This window comes from Clostridiales bacterium (assembly GCA_015243575.1).
Lineage (GTDB): Bacteria > Bacillota > Clostridia > Peptostreptococcales > Anaerovoracaceae > Anoxybacterium > Anoxybacterium hadale.
This window is the reverse complement of sequence record CP042469.1, coordinates 4,057,455-4,076,580: the sequence shown is the minus strand read 5'-3', so window position 1 is coordinate 4,076,580 and position 19,126 is coordinate 4,057,455. Positions and strand designations below refer to the sequence as shown.

Here is a 19,126-nt window from a genome sequence, read left to right as displayed (position 1 = left end):
GAAGGTTTCACGGTGATCAGCACCCATACCACCCTGGCCGGTATCGTAGCCAGACTGGCAGTGCTAATCAATAAAAAGAACCGGCAAAGCGTATTGGTCTTTCATACCATGCACGGCTACCTGTTCCGGGATGATCAATACCTGAAAAAATGGGTTTACCTGATTCCTGAGATCTTGTGTGCTGCTGTGACTGACGTTTTGATGGTAATGAATCGGGAAGACCTAGCCATCGCGCAGAAGTACCGTTTATGCAGGAACAGGGAGCATATTTACTGTACGAATGGAATGGGCATTGATCTAGCCCTGTTTCATCCAATGCCGCCATCAGAAGAACAGCGAAAGGCCTTTGGCCTCAAGGACGGAGATTTTACTCTGGTGTATGCTGCAGAATTCTCTAAGCGGAAAAACCACAGACTCCTTCTGCAAGGTTTTGCCAAGGCCCTGCAGGAATTGCAGGTGCAGGAATCGCAGCTCCTGCAAAAGTCACAGCAGTTGCAGGAGCTACAAGGCTTACAGAATTCGAACGGCATCCAAGCGGTTGTTTCAAGCAGATGCGCCCGACTCATACTGGTATTGGCGGGAGACGGTGCACTACTGGAGGAAATGAAAGCCCTTGCAAAAGACCTCGGGATCTCCGAACATGTCAATTTCCTTGGTTACGTAACTGATATGCAGGCTCTATACTCCTGCTGCCAGGCCGCGGTATCAACCAGCAGAATTGAAGGGCTTCCATTTCACGTGATGGAGGCTATTGGATGCGGGCTGCCCGTCATTGCCTCGGATATTAAGGGCCACCGGGAATTGATTGCGCATCAAAAGAACGGACTTTTATTTGAACGGGAAAATGCAGTGCAGCTGGCCTCCGGGATACTGGAGCTATATAATTCACCGCTTTTGGAAGACTGTAAAGTGAATGGGTCTTCCAGCATGAAGATGTATTCCATTGACAACGTACTGCCTTCAATTATGCAGATTTATCATAAACATATCTCAACTTGGGGAGGAATGAAAGAATGAATCCAAATACAAAGAAAGCGTCATTTATAACTATAGATTCATATTCTAAGATTACACTGATTTTGATCTCAATTATCATCACACTTTATATGCTGTTAGACGGTGTCACCGGTGATTCGGTCAGCAAGCTTGCAACCTTTTCCATGCTGCTGCTCCTCCTCTTTGCCATGGTCACAGGTAAGTTCAGAGAGCTTCCAAAGACTGCAGTCAACCCGATGGTGATCAGTATTTCTGTGTATTTTTTGATCTATACAGTTTCTCTGTTTTACGCTACCACAGGGCAGTTTGCTCTGGGTGTCTACTCCTACTATCTAGGAGGTATCATCGTATTCTTTCTGACAGTGATGCTTGTAAACAGAGAAACCTCCAATACTAGGACACTCCTTTCTCTACTGGCATGTTCCACTGCCCTTTCCGGTATCTTCAGCATCGATTCCGCCTCCTGGGGATGGCTGTCTGGCGTACTGCGCAACGTTTTGTCGGCGCTATTGAAGAACGATTCTTTAACATTGGGCGGCTTTGAAGCAGGTACGAGAATGACCTCCATCCTAACAAACCCAAATGTATTTGCAAGTCTGACTGCGCTGGGAATCCTCTCCGCGGCATACCTATTTTTGTCGGCGCAAAGCAAACGACAAAAGCACCTCAGTACTGGGCTGCTCATCGTCAATGCGGTATCCTTCTTGTACTGTTTCAGTCTTGGCGCTATGATGGGAATGCTTTTCTCCGTCGTCATCTTTATTGCCTCTGCCGGCAAAGAGGAACGCTCGAGGGTGGTCTATGTCATTCTCACTACCATTGCAGCCTCGTTTTTAAGCGTTTTTGCTGGTTTTTCCGGTATGGGCAAAAGCGGAGCGATCGCACTGCTTCCGCTCCTTTCTTTACTGATCTTTGGATTTGTGCTGTTCTTTCTGCTTCGCTATATGGATGCCTTTACAGCGAAAACTGCTTCCTGGGGTAAGCGAAGGATCGTAGTCCTGCTGGTGATCCTGGTTCTGCTCTTTTCAGCCGGTGCAGGAGCTGCAGTGTCGCTCTCCGATTCCTTCACATTCCAGCCAGGCAGCGGCTCTTTGAGACGTGCAGTCTCCCTGGAGCCGGGCGATTACGAACTTGCACTTTCATTGTCAAAGGAGGAAGGTAAGACAACTTTGCTGATTGAAAGCCAGAATTACGGTCAGGCTTCAACCCATACCTCTACGGTACTTTATGAGGGAGTGCCGGAAAATACAACCTCATTCACGGTTCCCATGGACTCCAATATTACATTTATCGAGATTTCCGCGCCAAACGGAACTGTTGTTGATCGAATCGCTGTCACAGATGAGAAAGGCAGCATCATAAAGAACGTGAAGCCAGACTATTTGCTCCTGCCTTCTTTTATGGCCAACCGTCTGCAAGGCATTCTGGTCAATCAGAACGCTGCGCAACGGTTTGTCTTCTTTGAGGACGGGCTCAAGATTGCTGCCATGAGTCCCATCATCGGCCATGGTCCCGGTGCCTTTGAATCGAAGGTTCTGGAGGTTCAGGATTATTATTATGAGACGAAAACCCCCCACAATCACTATATTCAGACGCTGGATGATACTGGCGTTCTGGGGCTTCTCGCCTTTGCCGCAATTATGTTTTTCAGCGCAGCCGCATTGATCAGAAAGGCCCGCTCAGCAGAAAATAGAGCGTTATACAGCAGCCTATCTGCGATGCTGGTGATGATGATCATCCACTCTGCTGTCGAAGTCACATTCTTTTCCGGTGTTTATAACATGGTTGCCTATCTGATCTTGGGACTAATCTCGATCCATTACGGGCAAAAGGTTGAAAAAACGTCACCTGTGGTTGAGTCTGCAGCAGGCGGAGCTGCCGCCTCTGTCGGAAAAGGCAAGCCTGCCGCAAAAGGTGCTGAAAAGCCAAGAAAAAAGGCAGTATATGCTACAGCAACCGATGTGGTTCCATCCGTTGTCCTGCGCTCTGCGCTCGCGCTATTTCTGATTCCGCTGCTCATTTTTATCGGGCAGTTTGCAGGTCAAAATACGGTAAAGGGTGCTGGTGCAGGCGGTTCTACGGAAAAATTCATGAATGCCCTGAAAACCGGGACTATTTTGGATTTCACCAATGACAATAGCTACAAGAGCTCTTATATCATTACCTATACACCGGAGATGCCTGAGACCTACAAGGCAACTGCCGAGCAGTACGCGCAAGACCTGGTGGATCATAATTCTTTCAGCAGCCTGTCCTACGCTGTAAGCTATTACTTGAAAACCAATCAGCTTGAGAAGACCTACCAGATTGTAAACCATCGTCAGTCTCTGCTTCGTTATGACAAGGATGCCTGGAATGAGACCTTTGATTTTTACAGGGAGCATATGGAGCTTGCCACAAAGGCCAATGCTACTCCGGAATTGGCTCTCATAAAAAAATACGCCTCAGCGGCCTATGACCAGCTGAAAGCGTATTTGGAAACGTCGCCTCTTGAGATTACGTTGAGCGAGGAGAATCAGGCGTTTGTGGTGGGGCTGTAGATTCAATCGGATCGATCTCCAAATGTTTGCACCAGAATTCAAAACTAGTTATTTCATCCACTCGTGTTTGGTAAGACGCAGCTGCTTTTTTGTATTTTAAAAGCAGCTGTATTACTACAGGGATCGCTTTCGCTCCGATTGTCCATAGCTTTCGTTTATCAAGCTTTGTCACGAAGCCCTTTCTTTCCGCCAGGTTGTAATGGAGCACTTTATCTGCTTTATAAAAATGAACTTCCGAACACCCTGCCATTGGTACGATCGTGTATGGCAAGCTTCCTTTGCTATAAAACATTCTTGGCAGTAGATACCCATTTAAGGTAATCACCTCGAGTAGTCTTTCATACCATGGTAGTTTTTTATTCACACTTCGATCGTATTCTTCCTGTTCGAAAAAAACATTTTCATCAGCCAGCAGCTGCTCATCCGCCAATTGTTTGATGGACTGATTCATCAAGCGACGGTTAAGTTGTTCTTCATCCAGATTTACTATAAAATCTACACCTTTCAAGAAGTCCAAGTGAGCTTGAAACACATAGCTTGCCATGGAGTAGCGCTGCGTGATAATCTGTTTGATTACAGTGTAGAGAAAGTTTATGATGCTTGAGATTGCCCCATATTTTGAAAATCGTAAAACATTTACAATTAGCTTGTTTCTTTGCAGATAATATACCAAGTGTGGACTGAACTTATTATCAAAGTGATCGTGCCACATACCGATACCATTTAGTGTAACAATCGGAGCACCCAGCCTTAAGCCATATTCAATATCATCCATTTTGATAAAGAGAGGCAACGGTAGCTTTTTTTCTTCCACAAGGGACAACGGAAAACAGCTATACCACCAGCCATTGAAATCAATCGGTTCCTCAAGTTCATTCAACAGTAATCCTTCTTGATTGGATAAATCCAGATCAGGTTTTACGCTGTCAACTTCATTGCCAATCCATATGCCGCCCGCTTCATGCTGTAGATAAGGGCAATCCAACCTTAGCATGCTTCCCCCAATGCAGAGATCACGAAAGTGCTTTTTCGCAGTTATCAGAAACGTTACTGTTTTGATCAGAATCTCGGGCTCAAATAAAATATCATCATCCATTAACAGCACATGGGTATAGCGTTGCCGCTCACGGTAAGCCTCAATGATTCCACGGGTAAAGCCTCCGCTTCCTCCGTAGTTTTTATTTCGATAAACCTTAACATGCTCGCTTTCAATTTTACTTTGATCCAGCGTATGTCCGTTGTCTATAATCAAAAAAGAGATGTTATTCTTGTAGGGGGAGTCCTCATTCCTGTCAATATAATTTTTAACGGTCTGAAGATTTCGATATACGTAATCCTCCCGTTTATAGGTACAGATCGCAGCTGCAATCGAGACCTGATTTAAATCCGACTCGTCTGGATTGCTGTAATAGTATCCCTCGTAAAAAACGGCTTCATCAGAATGGGCAGTCAGTTCAATATAGTAAAAACCTTCTTCCTGTTCGTCTTTGAAGTCGTAACATAAATCAATACATTCTGGAGTCTGGGTATCCAGCTCTTTTTCCACCAGCACCCTGCTGGCAGTGTCTTTGCCCTTATATACACCAACAAGACGGATAAGGAATCGTCCCTTTAAAGTCAACCGGACTCCAATATTGTCAACTACTGTGTATTTTAAATATTTGGAAAAAGAGAAGAGATTAAAGTATGTATCAAACGTAACCTGAGCTCCATTATTAAGAGAAATCTGATGATCTTCTAAACAGCAAAAACACTCAGCAAGAGAGCCTGAATCTGATACTCTGAAGTATAGGGATTCTTCCATACAGATTTCTTTTTTGGGCAGCAATATATCAAATAGCTTTAACATAAACTTACGCTCCAAATTCCATTTTGACAGTCTCCAGTGCAGCTCTGATCACTTTATCCATATCGTAGTATTGATACGCCCCCAGCCTACCGCCAAAAACAATGTTCTTCTCACTCTCTGCCATTTTCTTGTACTGGTTACAAAGACTGTTATTCTTATCATCGTTGATCGGGTAGTAAGGCTCGTCACCACGCTTCCATTCTGAAGGGTACTCCCTTGTTATTACTGAAACCGGCTGACAACCGAATTCAAAATGCTTATGTTCGATCACTCTTGTATAAGGAACCTCCCGAGAAGTATAATTCACTACTGCATTCCCTTGATAATTATCACAAGCCATCAGCTCTGTCTCAAATCGCAGCGATCGGTATTCCAGAATTCCCAACTGATATTGATAAAATTTGTCAATCATTCCCGTAAATACGGTCTTGGCTGCAATATCTCGATATGCAGAAGCATTATCAAAATAATTGGTATTCAGTTTCACCTCTGAACCCTGCAACAGCTTATCTATTATTTTTGTATATCCTCCGATGGGAATCCCCTGGTATCGGTCATTAAAATAATTATTATCAAAGGTAAAACGCATGGGCAGTCGCTTAATGATAAATGCTGGTAAATCCCGGCATGGTCTTCCCCATTGTTTTTCAGTATAGCCTTTGATTAGCTTTTCATAGATATCAGTTCCAACCAGCGAAAGCGCCTGCTCTTCCAGATTCTGAGGAATCCCAATGTGAAGCTCCGCTACCTGCTCCCTTATAATTTTTTGAGCTTCCCAGGGAGTTCTAATGCCCCACATTTTGCTAAAGGTATTCATGTTAAACGGAAGATTGTAAAGCTCATCTCCATAGATCGCAACAGGAGCATTCACATAGTGGTTAAAGGATGCAAAGCGGTTAATATAGTCCCAGATTTCCTGATCAGAAGTATGAAAAATATGGGCCCCGTATTTGTGAACCTGTATTCCCTCAACTTCCTCGGTATAAATATTTCCCCCGACGTGGCTGCGCTTATCAATAACAAGACATGTCTTCCCTCTGGCGGTTGCTTCATGAGCAAATATTGATCCAAACAACCCTGCTCCAACGATTAAATAATCATACATAATAAACCGCTCCTATCATCTGAAAAATCTCTTCACCATGCTTCTGCGCCGTGTCCCCGGAGGAAGAATGAGATTGATCCTTCTCATCTGTTTGAAATTGTCGGTTTCACCGGGAAATGCTTCAAAGTGAACGCGGGCAAGTTCTATATACTTGATGCTGGGATTTTGCTTGAGCCATGTAAAATAGATTCCAAACAGCCTTTCACCAAGATAACCATCAACACGAGCAGCCTTACCCGTATATTTTGAAAAGTCAGTATGCTGATCAAACTCTTCCAAGATCGAGAACAGCCAACTACAGTACTGATTAAATATCTCTTTTCTCATGATAAACATATTGCAGAAGTAAAAAAGATTGCCACTGAGATACTTGTCAGCCGCGGCCAAATATTCTGGATATTGTTTTGCAATAATCTCCTTGATCAGTTCCAGATCTCTCAGATCATGGTGCTCCGTGGTTCGGTACTGCTCTTTCACATTGATATACATGTTTTCTGCAAGTGGCGCGATCACATCAGCGGATTCAATCAGCTTCCTCATCTGATTTTCAGCAAATCCCAGTTCCGTCAAAGTCACATCGTCAGGCTGCTTCCGAATGATATATGGTCGGGGACTCTTTTTTGAAAATGAAAAATAACGCCTATAATGGAAAAAACCATAGAAATCGGCGTAATCATTTTTCCATGCCCAATACTGTGCAGTCAGTTCACAGTAACTGCGGTTACATTTCGATAGATTATCACCGTAGTCATCTCTGAGCATCCCAGGAATTGGTGCAGAATCCAAAGCAGCACCCACGTGAATAGGAAATAGAAGTGGGTGGTTCGTTACGTAGCAGTCTTTATGGCAGGATATGTAAATTTTAATTTTGCTGTTCATAAAATGCTTTAGCTCCTTGCAAACTTGTATAGCTTTAGATGCATCAAACATCATTGTTATTTCCTAGGTTTCGCTCATTATTTTTGTTCTGAATTTGCTTAGTTGAAATTTATACTTAGCGTAGATATAAGCACCAAATACGACTCCTGCATAGACCATTGATAATACTAAATAAATTGGCATCCACTCCCAATAAGAACCTTGATCAAACACCTTGGGCACAACAAATCTGATCGTCCAGTGAGTTAAATATAAAGGTATGCTAAACTGTCCTAGCCAGTAGGAGACTCTATTGTTCAAAAATCCCTGAGTATAGCTTTGTCCACTTAAAGTAATCAAAATGAGAGCAGCAATAGCAAAAATGAGAATAAAATCCAATCGGCTGTGACCTTTCATAAACAAAATTATAATAACTGCAAGATAGCCCAGTATCTCTAATATGGTCATTATAAGCCTTTGCCGTTTTGAAAATTTCAATTTACTGATCTTTAGGTAAATACTATAGCAAACGATACCTACACACAAACCCGCAATTCCTCTTAGCACTCCAGCTTTTGCAACTAAGATATAATTATTCCATACATCCATTTGTCCAAAAGACTGGGAAAAAAATCCATATATTAGAATCACAAACACTGGAGCGAATATATAAATTAAGAAGTCCTTATTTTTTAAGCCAAGGTAATACAATACTGGCATGCTTAGCAACAAAGCCGATAGATACCAAGTTGGAGCATTATAAACCACTTGACTGATTCCCGTCATCTGAAGCATGAATAATTCGAAAAAGGAATATGTAATGTTTTTCAGAAACTCGTAACTGCTAAAAGAGTTTAGGAAATTGTAAACAGCTAGATATGATAGTAATGACCATATATAATATGGAAATATGGGCTTCATCTTCATGAAAATAAATTCCAGAGATTGTCTGCCGTAATTCTCTTTATCTACCTTATCATCGCTTGAGTATATTGATTGCATCATAAAAAATCCTGATAAGATAAGAAAAAACTCAACAGCCAGATACCCTCCTACAAAAGGATAACTGTTCTTATCAGGTGGTCTCAAGCCATTCGTATGTGTCATTACGACGATGATACTAAAGATAAATCTTAAAAAATCTATAGCATAGTTCCTATCATACTTACGCATGGAATCAAAACCCCCCATATTTCTCCCTAAATTCAGAAAACGTCTGAAGGTTTTTATCCTTTTCGGCCAGAATTATATTTTCTATTCCTCCAACAAGCTCGATTGGCCAGTTAATGCTTATATCCTGGTCATTCCACATAATACCATCATCATATTCTCCATAGAATTTTTCCGCACATTTATAGGAGACCACTGACTTCTCCAACACGAGATAACCATGAGCACAGCCTTCCGGAATCAGGAGTTCTCTGTGATTCTCTCCGTTAAGCTCAAATCCCAGCCATCTTTTAAATGATGGGCTGTCCTTCCTGAGGTCAACAACCACATCATAAATACTTCCCCAAATACAACGTACAAGTTTGGGCTGCTGCTTCTCTCTCTGAAAGTGTAATGCGCGTATTACTCCCGTGTGTGATGTTGTATAAAAAACCTCTGCAAGATCATAAATTATTCCGTTTTGCTCAAAAACCTCTTTTGAATAGTCTTTTGTAAAAGAACCTCTTACATCCTCAGCATGAAAAGGCGTAACCTCTATTAATCCTGGTATTGTCGTCTCACTAAATGCGAATTTTGTGTTCATTTATGCTTCTCCTGCTCCTTTATCCACTCCATGGTTCTCCATGTGCCTTCTGCAAAGCTTATCTCAGCTCGAAAGCCTGTATCCGCTTCAGTAGCCGAGCAATCAAACTTCGACAGAGGAAGGTCAATGCCAGTAAAGGGGATATCTCCAAAATCAAAATCCAATTCCGGCGCTATAGACTCTTTCATTTCCAGCAGAAATTCCTTTAGAGGACGAGCTAATGAACTTCCTATTATATACTCATTAAAGGGCTTCCCGTTCTTACCAATTAAGTAAAACGCCCGCGCGACATCATCTATGTAAACAAAGTCATAGTTTTGAGTTCCCGAGGTAAACTGAGGGCTTTCCCCATTAATACACTTACGGATTGTAGAGTTTACCAATCTGGGGCTTGTCTCTCCAGGACCATATGCATTGGTTATCTCCGCCCATATAAGTTCCATACCTATGTCAGCAGCGACTGCCATTGACATGACATGAGCGATTAATTTTCCGCCACCGTAGATGTAGCCCAATCCTGGCTTGTTACCTCTCGTATAAGCTGCTGCCATGGTCTCATGCTCCATAATGCTGCCTGCGCAAATGAAACGCTTGCACCCCAATTCTTTTGCTACTCTTATACAGTCAACCGTCCATTGGGCGTTTTGAAGCTGGAGGGCAGTATCTGCTCGTTTCGCGCCAGCCGAACCATCCCAAGCCAAATGATAAAAGGTATCTATATCTGTAGTACTAATCCAATTTTTCAATTCTTCTATGCTGTTTAAATCACAGTATACCACCTCTAATTGGTCATGAACAGGAAGCTTATTACGGCTATCTTGCCTGATGACAGCAATTACTGAGATACCTTGATCCAGCAATTCTCCTGTTAGTGCCTGTCCAACAAACCCTGTTGCACCAGTTACTATTACCTTTTTCAATTCACACTACCTCATTCTAATTCCATATACTCTTTAATCTGTTTTTCCATTATTAATTCGATATTCTGTTTAGATAAGTATGCCTTACTCCATTCTACTGTTTTTTCGATGGCTTGCTCAATATTCCAAGAGGGCTCCCAAGCATAAACTTTCTTTAATTTTGAACAGTCCAGCTTTAAAAAGCTAGCTTCATGCGGTGCATTTTCTTCCGAAAGATCATTCCAAGTTGCTTGATCTCCCCAGTATTTACAGAATAAATCAACTAATGTTCCCGTAGTTACACAGTCTCTGTCATCTGGTCCAATATTATAGCAACCTTCATACCTAGGCCGATTTTCATATTGTTTTTGCGCGACCATTAAATATGCATAGACAGGTTCCAGAACGTGCTGATAAGGTCGAGTAGAATAAGGATTTCTGACATTAATATCAATCTTCTTCTCCATTGCCCGGACACAATCAGGAATGATGCGATCTTTTGCAAAGTCACCTCCACCAATGACATTGCCCGCCCTGCAGGTCGAAATCGCAATATCTCGGCCCGTAAAAAAAGAGTTTCTATACGAACTCGTAACTAATTCTGAACATGATTTGGAATTCGAATAAGGATCATAACCGTCTAAGCTGTCATTTTCTCGGTATCCCCACTCCCATTCATTATTCTTATAGACTTTATCTGTTGTTACATTAATAACAGATTTAACGCTATGGCAACAACGAACTGCCTCTAAAATGTTAACCGTACCCATTACATTTGTCTCATACGTATATACCGGGTTAAGATAACTCTCTCGTACAATTGGCTGCGCCGCCATGTGGATAATAATTTCAGGTTGAAACTGTTGCATTGTATCTTTTAATAATTGTAAATCTCTGATGTCTCCTATAATCGAAGTAATCGAAGTGTCGATATTTGCAACAGCAAACAGACTCGGAAGGGTTGGAGGTTCCAGAGCATAACCTATTACTTGTGCACCATTCATAATTAGAACCTTACACATCCAGGAACCTTTAAATCCGGTATGTCCAGTAACTAGTATTTTTTTATCTTTATAAAAAGAAGGATCTATTATTTTTCCCACACCATCCATGGCGCATTCCCCTTTTCAATCAATTCTTCCAGATATAGCTTGTCCCGTAAGGTATCCATGCATTGCCAGAAACCATCATATTGATAAGCAGCTAATTGATCTTCTGCTGAAAGAGATTCTAGTGGACCTCTCTCAAATATTGTATTATCTCCCTCGATATAATCAATTACCGATGGCTCCAAGACCATAAATCCTGCGTTAATCCAACCTCCATCTTCTTTATTTTTTTCCGCAAATCTCTTTACACATTTATCTTCTGAGATATCTAGCGTTCCAAACCGACTTCCCGGTTGAATCGCGGTCAAAGTAGCCATTTTCCCGTTCTTTCTATGAAACTCTATTAAATTGTTCGGATTTATATCGCATACTCCGTCACCATATGTCAGCATAAAAGTATCATCATCTATGTATTTCTTTACCCGTTTAATGCGTCCACCTGTCATCGTATTTAAACCAGTATCAACAACTGTAACACGCCAAGGCTCTGCAATGTTATTATGTATTATCATTTCATTATTATTTGAAAAATCAAATGTGATATCTGAACGATGAAGATAGTAGTCTGCAAAGTATTCTTTTATAACATAATCTTTATATCCGCAGCAAATGATAAAATCATTGAAGCCATAATACGAATATGATTTCATTATGTGCCATAAAATGGGTTGCTCACCAATTTCAATCATTGGCTTTGGCTTAAGATGACTTTCTTCTGAAATTCTGGTTCCAAAACCACCAGCTAATATTACTATTTTCATAACAAATATCTCCTTTTATTTGTATTATCTACTCCCATCCTCGGAGTCTGAAATAAAAATGTTTCATGGAAGCGCGTCGTTTGGTTCCCTTTGGAAGAAAAACATTAACAGCCGGAATTATAAGTTTATTCTTAAGCCTGCCTTTTAACGAATTAATCTTTCTATATTTATTAAAGGCAATCGCAACCTTAAAATCTATCATTATTGATATCATGATTTCATAGTATGGAGATTTCCGCGCATACTTCCAAAAATAATCATTCATATCAATATGAGGATTATAGCAGGGGATGCTCCTTCCAATATAATGAATAATATTAGGACATTTACGAGCTGTGAAATATTCTTCGTAATATGGTTCAGGTAAAAAGTATTCATCTATGTCATTTACGGTATTAAAAACCATCACATTCCATGAATTATTCAAGTACTTGACCCTATCTTGGCAGAGTATATTTAACAAATCCTGATCAAGCCACATCAACTCTCTGGAGGATGCTTCTTTAATTAGTTCACCTTCTTTAAATTTATTACACATCTCTACTATATTAAAAAGTATGACTCCACACTGGAAGTAAGATGTCAAATCTTTCAAACCCAACTTTTCTGTATAGTAACTTTTCTCTCTGTTAGGTGAGGGATTATTTAATCGCCCAATCACATGTGTGTCCCTGCATGCAGCTAATAAGTAACCTTCTATTTTTGTCTCAAATAAAATTGCAATATCACAATTAATAATTATGTCACTGTCTAGGTAAATGACCTTCGAGTAATTCCGCATAACATCATGCACAATTAATCTATAGTAAGTAAATTTTGTAAAGTGTGCCCACGTATAAAAGGATAAACCTTCAACATAGCCTGTAATGTCTACGAATCTCAAAGAAAAATTTTCTCTATTGGCAATTATCGACCCCATTAATTCAATATTTCTGTCTGAAATATTTGTGTTCAAAATAATAATATCATAATTATATTCTATAGATGAATTTTCTATCATTGATTGTATAACAACACTTACAAATGGAGTGTATTCATTACTTGAGGCCAAACATATAGCGATATTATTTTTAGAAAATGCAGGGATTAATTCTGTGCAGTTATTATGACTCATTTTTTTCTCCTAATTTATACCATGTACGACTAAACATCAAAAGCTTTTTTTTTCAAAAAATCATCTATTGCCTCAATATGGTCTTTAAAATAATAAAAATGGGGCGCTTTTTCGATATCTGCAGGAATTTGCCAATAATCGCCATAACCTTTTAAATAAAGATCAACATCCTTTGGAATGTTAACTTCAATGCCCTCGAAAGAACATTTGTTCGTAGGGAAAATCGAATCTATTGGGATAACTGGATATGGAAAGGGGTAGTTCTCAATACTGTAATAAACCGCATTACCTTGATTATAGTCTCCCATTTCCTTTAGTGCATTATTAATTATGTTATCTGCCAGTTTTTTATCCTCTTCCTTAAACGGCCCAAAATGCCAGCACCCTATATCCTCAACAATTAATCGGGGTTCGATCGAGCAAAACTCACTAATCATTTTATTTCTGATTTTATGATAATGTTGTTTAAATGATAATTCTCCTTTTGGTAAATCACAACGACAAAAATCAAAAATAAAGATATCAACAAAACAAGGAATTTCTTGATTTCTCAGTTTAAATTGGTATGCGCGTGAAAACTTTTCATCATCATGATAATAAATATTAAGTTGAAATTGATCGTCATCTTTGAGTAAATTGTATAGATTCTCAACATCACTGCGTAGCATTGCTATATCGACGTCATCATCCCAGGGAATACAGCCACCATGCCGTATCCCCCCTATTAAAGTCCCTCCATGTAACCAAAATTGAATTCCATTTTGATCGCAGATTTCCTTTAATTCTTTCAGTATGTACATGTTCCCTTTTTGAAGAATTCGTAGGTCACCTTCCGATTTGGGATAGTTTATCCAAAAGTTTCTTTGAACAGTGTTCAAAGAGGTAACTTTTTGAGGAATAGCTAGCCAAAGCATCGCCTGATTACGTAGTTGATAATTATTTATTGTTTGTTCGATTGCTATAAGTTGCCGCTCAACTCCTTCAAGCTTCTTTTGTATCGCTAACATTTTTCTAAAGCTTGGGCTTACGTCTGATAGTATTTTTTTACAGATTGTTTTCAATTTTTTTGACATCGGAAAACTCCTTTAATTTGTAATATAATGAAAAAACTATCCACAGAAACACATTACTGAAAGCAGTAATTTTAAGCTTTTGTTTCAGCTTTAAGTTCTTCTTAAACTGCAACGCATCATTTTCATTCAAAATTTTTATTAAATTTTTAGAGTTAGATGAATATTGTTTGAATGGCAATGAAAGGATATCATATGCCATAAAGTCTATACACCATGATAAGAAATCAAGTGACATATCATGCATATCACCTCTTCTTTTCCATGTGCTTGCAATAGAATTAATAAGCTTAAGGTGGTACGCACATAAATGGTTTTGATGTAAAGTCAATTTCCTCATAGAAGAATTCCTCGACAAATAACGATAGTAGTATATTTTTTTTTCGATGAAGAGTATTCCCCTAGCACGTGGAAAAGATATGAATTTAAAAGCATGGTCTTCTCCAAGTATTATACTTTCATCAAAAAAAAGAGAATAATTATAAAGAAAGTCTCTACGATACATACTATTCCAAACAAAAGGGCACGCTCCTTTTTCGTCGAACAAAGCTTCTTTTTTGAATTCAGAATATTTTTTCTTTCTAGGAGAGATTGCATCAATAAAAAATTGAGGTATTTGCGTTGAGTTAGTAATGATTTGTGCCCCAAATACAACTATATCCACGGCTTCATCTAGTGTTTCTTGGCTTAAAATTTCACATGCATTAAAACTCAACAAATCATCTGCATCAACAAAGCAAATATATTTTCCCCTTGCTTCCTTAATCCCCACATTTCTTGCTGAAGCAACTCCTCTATTATCCTGATTTATCAATTTAATCCTTCTGTCGCCAATCATTGCATTCTCAATAATTTTAGCGGAAGTATCAGTTGATCCATCATTAATGCAAATAATTTCCAGATTTTCATATGTCTGATTTGTTACTGAAAATAAGCATTCTTCTAAATGCAATTCCGCATTATAAATCGGTATAATAATTGTAATTTTGGGATAGTCTTTCATCAGTACATCCTATACTCCATAAAAAAACTTCATTTATCTCGCAATATTATCAGGATATCATATTTTGAAATTTATATGAACTTCAATTTTAAAAAAGGGGTTAGCATATGACGTTGTCTAATGAATTTATCCATTAAATTCTATTTCTTCTGAATAATCCCCTTATACTACATTAAGTTTGAGCACTACTCAATAAGCCACTTTAGCTTTTAATCCGATTTTATCTAACTAAGCTTATGCCTCTTTTATATTGATGCAGAGTAATATTTCTGAACTTCCTCCACATCCCCAATACACATCATATCCCCTTTGTTAATCCACATCGCCTTATTGCAAGTTTTCAACACCTGCTCCATGGAATGTGAAACCAAAATCATTGTCGTCCCTCGATCCTTCATTTCGCCCATTCTCTGCTCGCATTTCTTTCGGAAATTTGCATCTCCCACAGACAGTATTTCATCCACGATCAAGATATCCGGCTGCACCGCTGTTGCTATAGAAAATCCTAATCTTGCTTTCATCCCGGAAGAGTAGTTCTTAACCGGAACATCGACAAACTCCCATAGTTCTGCAAAATCAATAATACCTTCGTAATATTGCTTCATGTATGCACGGGAATAGCCTAATACAGCTCCGTTCAAAAAGACATTTTCCGCAGCGGTCAAATCGCTGTCAAATCCAGCGCCAAGCTCTATCATTGGCGCAATGGTTCCCCGAACAATGATATTCCCTTGTGTAGGCTTGTATATCCCTGCTATCATTTTGAGCAAAGTGCTTTTCCCTGATCCATTGGAACCGACGATAGCAAAGGAGTCACCTTTTTCTATTTTGAAAGAGACGTTTTTTACTGCATAGAACTCGTCCCTCTGATTATTCTTTTTTATATTTCTGACAAAATACTCTTTTAAGCTGTCCACTTTTTCTCTGGCCAGATTATAGCGCATCGTCACATCATTTACTTCTATAGCATATTCCGTCATAGATCGCTCCTAAATATTTAAAACAAGATTATCTTGATACTTTTTAAAGAAGAACAAGCCAAGCCCCATAGAGAGCGCCGTAAACGCCATACAAACAAGATTATCCCTCAACGATGGCAAATTTCCATAATACATCACATCCCGGAACATCACCATGATGTGGTACAACGGATTGAACTTAATAATAATCACCGCCGAAGGAGGCAACGCGGAAATCGGGTAAAAAATCGGAGAGGCATACATCAATGCCAAGAGAAACACTCCGTAAAGATGCACCATATCTCTGAAATAAACCACCAATACCGATAAAATCATGCCTATCCCCATTGAAATAAAAAACAGATAAAATAACGGCAGTGGGAATAATAAAATCGTAGGGGAAATGGGCGCCCTTGTAATTACCATAACCAAAATAACTGCTACGAGAGAAAACAGCATGTTCACAAATGAGGATGCCGTTCTTGCCATCGGAAAAATATACTTTGGCAGTTTCACTTTCTTGATCAATGCCCCGCCGTGCAATATGGAATTCATAGAAAGCTTTGTGGAATCCGAATAAAAATTATAGATAACTTGTCCGCAAATCAGGTAAACCGGATAATTGTCAATCTTATATCGAAACATATAGGAAAAGAAGATAGACATGATAAGCATCATCAGCAGGGGATTCAGTATACTCCAAATATACCCCAATACCGACCGCCTGTATTTCACCTTCAAATCCCTCATAACAAGCTCTTTTAATAATTCTTTGTATTTCCAAAAGGTAGCCCAATATTCTTTGATCGCCTTATGATTCAAACCCCTATTCTCCAATTCCAATTTATATTTATTAATATTGCACTAAGTTTGCAAGATAAATGCTTCTTTTATGAATCGCGTCTCATTAACCAGCAACTTCTATTTTACATTACATAGCATGACTTGCCAACCCATTACCGTATATTTCAATATTACTTGAATGATTTTTTACCATATATTATAATAATATAGTTATAAACATTAAATTTTCAACGATTTAGATAGAATACAATTAGGAGGAAAACCCAATGTCAAAAGGGAAAACAGACATTAGTAATTTAAGGGATAAGAAATACGAAAAAACAAAAGATGGTAACCTTAAGGGCGAAAAGGCGGTTCAAGCTAACAGCTATTTGTTCCGCATGGCTTATGCACCAAGCATCAATGAATCGACGAATATTTTCCAGATGATCCCTGCGCTTTTTTTTACCGCTATTGTTATTATGATTACCAGGATGGCATCCTACGAACGGTCTATGGATCAATTTTTTTGGAGTGGAGGAAGCAGCCAGTTGACAGACTTTTTTAGCTATTACAAAATGGTTGGGATACTGGTATGTGTTGCCTTGGCGTTTATCCTTCTTTTATATCGAGTATTTACCCAATCATTTTATATTAAGCGAAGTAATTTCTATATCCCGATGATTGTCTATACTGCCTTTGTTCTTTTATCCCAGCTTTCCTCGGATTACAAAGGCATTGCACTTTTGGGATGGAATGATCGTTTTGAAGGAACTCTAACTCTAGTTGCATACATGGTTATGCTCTTTTTTATTATTAATGTTGTCAATTCTGAGGCAAATGTTCGCCAGCTCGTATACACGCTGGCGGGTTCCAGCATTTTATTGAGCTTGTTAGGTTTGACCCAGGCATTTAATCATGACTTTTTTAGAACCTCAATTGGCAAAAAATTCATTACCCCAAGCTGGTTCTGGGATCGGGTTGATACACTTAATTTCACCTTTAAGAATCGTGAGGTTTATCAGACGGTATATAATATCAACTATGTGTCCTTCTATTTAACGTTGCTGATCCCCTTGTTCGGATTACTTTTTATCCGATCTTTTATGCGCGGAAAAGAAGAAGTTCTTTGGAAAAAAATCACACTTGGTGCGTTGTTTACTTTGCTTGTATACAACTTAATAGGTTCTTCTTCATCGGGAGGCTTCCTTGGAATGGGAATTGTAATCCTTATTGCAATCATAATTCTAAACAAAAGAATTGTGCAATGGCGGAAGCCCGTTGCGATCCTGCTCCTTTTAACAATAATTGTAGCAGGCATGAGCTATGATCGATGGATACCTGAATTGAATCAAGCTGTGCGCGGTGTTCTTGGAATGCCACAACAATCGACGGCAGATGAATCAAGGAAGTCATCTGCGAATCTTGGGAACACATCTGATATTGGAACGAAATCATTTAAGATCGACTACATCGAAACGGAAAATGATTTAATTCGTTTCAGCATCGATGGTGAGGTGATTGAGTTTTTAACAAATTATAAAAATCCCTTGGAGGTTTACCCTTACGATTCTTCTGGCAACTTACTGCCTTTGGCTCCCACAGAAACATCACCGGTCTACAAAGTCGAAGATGATCGTTTTGAGCAGTTTACACTTTATCCTGCCAAAGACGAGGCGGGAAATCGCTTGTTTGTCATACAAACCGATGGTGATGATTGGCCTTTTATGCTTACGCCTGATGGTCCTAGATATATAACGAGCTACGGAAAAACAGTAAGCCTCCATAAGATTCCCGCCATTGGCTGGGAAAACAATCAGGCGTTTGGAAGTGGACGGGGGTACATCTGGTCAAGAACAATTCCTATGATGCAAGAAACCCTTTTCATAGGGCATGGCGCCGATACCTACTGTATCTACTTCCCGCAGGAGGATTATGCCGGGAAATATAATGCAGGCTGGAATATCAACACAATAGTGGATAAGCCTCATAATATGTTTATGGGGATGGTCATAGGCACTGGCGGCATTTCACTGCTAGCGTTTCTTTCCCTTTTGCTAGGCTATATCATTCAAAGCATACGAATTTATAGCAAAAGATTGGACTATGATTTTATCGCTTTCTGCGGAGTGGGTATATTTTTAGGAATCTTTGGCTTTATTGTCTCTGGTCTTGTAAATGACAGTTCGGTATCGGTTATGCCTATGTTTTATGGTTTATTAGGCACAGGAATATCGATCAACATGATGATTAAGAATACAAATGGGAGTCATCCGGAATAATCACCTAGCTTAGCAGTAGAAAAACAAACACCCCTAAGATTGCCA

16 protein-coding genes are annotated in these 19,126 nt (G+C 39.5%); 3 read left to right on the top strand and 13 right to left on the bottom strand.

Annotated features, from left to right (window positions below):
* Positions 1-201: 201 nt before the first annotated feature.
* Both FRZ06_17870 and FRZ06_17865 read left to right on the top strand, forming a co-directional pair.
* Positions 202-1,017 carry a glycosyltransferase family 4 protein gene (locus FRZ06_17870; protein QOX66005.1) on the top strand — a complete coding sequence of 272 codons (816 nt, stop codon included), beginning with the start codon at positions 202-204 and terminating at the stop codon, positions 1,015-1,017.
* Positions 1,014-3,536, top strand: a complete 2,523-nt coding sequence (locus FRZ06_17865; protein QOX65078.1) for an O-antigen ligase family protein — start codon at positions 1,014-1,016, stop codon at positions 3,534-3,536. The genes FRZ06_17870 and FRZ06_17865 overlap by 4 nt, the downstream gene beginning before the upstream one ends.
* Here FRZ06_17865 and FRZ06_17860 read toward each other — a convergent pair.
* The 13 genes from FRZ06_17860 to FRZ06_17800 all read right to left on the bottom strand — a co-directional run bounded on the left by FRZ06_17860 (position 3,493) and on the right by FRZ06_17800 (position 16,766).
* On the bottom strand, positions 3,493-5,385 hold the full coding sequence (locus FRZ06_17860; protein QOX65077.1) for a glycosyltransferase family 2 protein: 1,893 nt from the start codon (positions 5,383-5,385) through the stop codon (positions 3,493-3,495). The two genes, FRZ06_17865 and FRZ06_17860, sit on opposite strands and share 44 nt — an antisense overlap.
* Positions 5,386-5,389: 4 nt before the next feature.
* Complete coding sequence (glf, locus tag FRZ06_17855) at positions 5,390-6,493, bottom strand: UDP-galactopyranose mutase (GenBank protein ID QOX65076.1); 1,104 nt, start codon at positions 6,491-6,493, stop codon at positions 5,390-5,392.
* Positions 6,494-6,505: 12 nt separating this feature from the next.
* Positions 6,506-7,423, bottom strand: coding sequence for a DUF4422 domain-containing protein (locus tag FRZ06_17850; GenBank protein ID QOX65075.1), 918 nt, complete (start codon positions 7,421-7,423; stop codon positions 6,506-6,508).
* A gap of 9 nt (positions 7,424-7,432) precedes the next feature.
* Complete coding sequence (locus FRZ06_17845) at positions 7,433-8,539, bottom strand: acyltransferase (GenBank protein QOX65074.1); 1,107 nt, start codon at positions 8,537-8,539, stop codon at positions 7,433-7,435.
* Positions 8,526-9,101 (bottom strand): dTDP-4-dehydrorhamnose 3,5-epimerase, encoded by a 576-nt coding sequence (gene rfbC, locus FRZ06_17840; GenBank protein QOX65073.1) that lies wholly within the window; start codon positions 9,099-9,101, stop codon positions 8,526-8,528. The genes FRZ06_17845 and rfbC overlap by 14 nt, the downstream gene beginning before the upstream one ends.
* The gene (locus FRZ06_17835; GenBank protein QOX65072.1) at positions 9,098-10,021 is read right to left on the bottom strand and encodes an NAD(P)-dependent oxidoreductase; all 924 of its coding nucleotides are present in this window, start codon (positions 10,019-10,021) and stop codon (positions 9,098-9,100) included. The genes rfbC and FRZ06_17835 overlap by 4 nt, the downstream gene beginning before the upstream one ends.
* Positions 10,022-10,032: 11 nt before the next feature.
* On the bottom strand, positions 10,033-11,112 hold the full coding sequence (gene rfbG, locus FRZ06_17830) for a CDP-glucose 4,6-dehydratase (protein ID QOX65071.1): 1,080 nt from the start codon (positions 11,110-11,112) through the stop codon (positions 10,033-10,035).
* On the bottom strand, positions 11,091-11,870 hold the full coding sequence (rfbF, locus tag FRZ06_17825) for a glucose-1-phosphate cytidylyltransferase (GenBank protein QOX65070.1): 780 nt from the start codon (positions 11,868-11,870) through the stop codon (positions 11,091-11,093). The genes rfbG and rfbF overlap by 22 nt, the downstream gene beginning before the upstream one ends.
* A 28-nt stretch (positions 11,871-11,898) precedes the next feature.
* The gene (locus tag FRZ06_17820; GenBank protein ID QOX65069.1) at positions 11,899-12,984 is read right to left on the bottom strand and encodes a glycosyltransferase family 8 protein; all 1,086 of its coding nucleotides are present in this window, start codon (positions 12,982-12,984) and stop codon (positions 11,899-11,901) included.
* Positions 12,985-13,013: 29 nt separating this feature from the next.
* Positions 13,014-14,057, bottom strand: a complete 1,044-nt coding sequence (locus tag FRZ06_17815; GenBank protein QOX65068.1) for a LicD family protein — start codon at positions 14,055-14,057, stop codon at positions 13,014-13,016.
* Positions 14,029-15,057 carry a glycosyltransferase family 2 protein gene (locus FRZ06_17810; protein ID QOX65067.1) on the bottom strand — a complete coding sequence of 343 codons (1,029 nt, stop codon included), beginning with the start codon at positions 15,055-15,057 and terminating at the stop codon, positions 14,029-14,031. Before FRZ06_17810 ends, FRZ06_17815 begins: the two co-directional genes overlap by 29 nt.
* Positions 15,058-15,302: 245 nt before the next feature.
* A complete protein-coding gene (locus FRZ06_17805; protein QOX65066.1) occupies positions 15,303-16,037 on the bottom strand; it encodes an ABC transporter ATP-binding protein in 735 nt (244 codons plus the stop codon).
* A 9-nt stretch (positions 16,038-16,046) separates the two neighbouring features.
* Complete coding sequence (locus FRZ06_17800; GenBank protein ID QOX66004.1) at positions 16,047-16,766, bottom strand: ABC transporter permease; 720 nt, start codon at positions 16,764-16,766, stop codon at positions 16,047-16,049.
* A 320-nt stretch (positions 16,767-17,086) separates the two neighbouring features.
* On the opposite strand from FRZ06_17800, the gene FRZ06_17795 reads away from it, so the two are divergent.
* On the top strand, positions 17,087-19,081 hold the full coding sequence (locus FRZ06_17795) for a hypothetical protein (protein ID QOX65065.1): 1,995 nt from the start codon (positions 17,087-17,089) through the stop codon (positions 19,079-19,081).
* Positions 19,082-19,126 lie beyond the last annotated feature (45 nt).

Bases quoted from the DNA above. Each gene is read 5' to 3' on its own strand.
- FRZ06_17870 (QOX66005.1), top strand. From the start codon at position 202: ATGGTAATGAATCGGGAAGACCTAGCCATCGCGCAGAAGTACCGTTTA.
- FRZ06_17865 (QOX65078.1), top strand. From the start codon at position 1,014: ATGAATCCAAATACAAAGAAAGCGTCATTTATAACTATAGATTCATAT.
- FRZ06_17860 (QOX65077.1), bottom strand. From the start codon at position 5,385: ATGTTAAAGCTATTTGATATATTGCTGCCCAAAAAAGAAATCTGTATG.
- FRZ06_17850 (QOX65075.1), bottom strand. From the start codon at position 7,423: ATGATGTTTGATGCATCTAAAGCTATACAAGTTTGCAAGGAGCTAAAG.
- FRZ06_17845 (QOX65074.1), bottom strand. From the start codon at position 8,539: ATGGGGGGTTTTGATTCCATGCGTAAGTATGATAGGAACTATGCTATA.
- rfbC (QOX65073.1), bottom strand. From the start codon at position 9,101: ATGAACACAAAATTCGCATTTAGTGAGACGACAATACCAGGATTAATA.
- rfbG (QOX65071.1), bottom strand. From the start codon at position 11,112: ATGGATGGTGTGGGAAAAATAATAGATCCTTCTTTTTATAAAGATAAA.
- rfbF (QOX65070.1), bottom strand. From the start codon at position 11,870: ATGAAAATAGTAATATTAGCTGGTGGTTTTGGAACCAGAATTTCAGAA.
- FRZ06_17820 (QOX65069.1), bottom strand. From the start codon at position 12,984: ATGAGTCATAATAACTGCACAGAATTAATCCCTGCATTTTCTAAAAAT.
- FRZ06_17815 (QOX65068.1), bottom strand. From the start codon at position 14,057: ATGTCAAAAAAATTGAAAACAATCTGTAAAAAAATACTATCAGACGTA.
- FRZ06_17810 (QOX65067.1), bottom strand. From the start codon at position 15,057: ATGAAAGACTATCCCAAAATTACAATTATTATACCGATTTATAATGCG.
- FRZ06_17805 (QOX65066.1), bottom strand. From the start codon at position 16,037: ATGACGGAATATGCTATAGAAGTAAATGATGTGACGATGCGCTATAAT.
- FRZ06_17800 (QOX66004.1), bottom strand. From the start codon at position 16,766: ATGAGGGATTTGAAGGTGAAATACAGGCGGTCGGTATTGGGGTATATT.
- FRZ06_17795 (QOX65065.1), top strand. From the start codon at position 17,087: ATGTCAAAAGGGAAAACAGACATTAGTAATTTAAGGGATAAGAAATAC.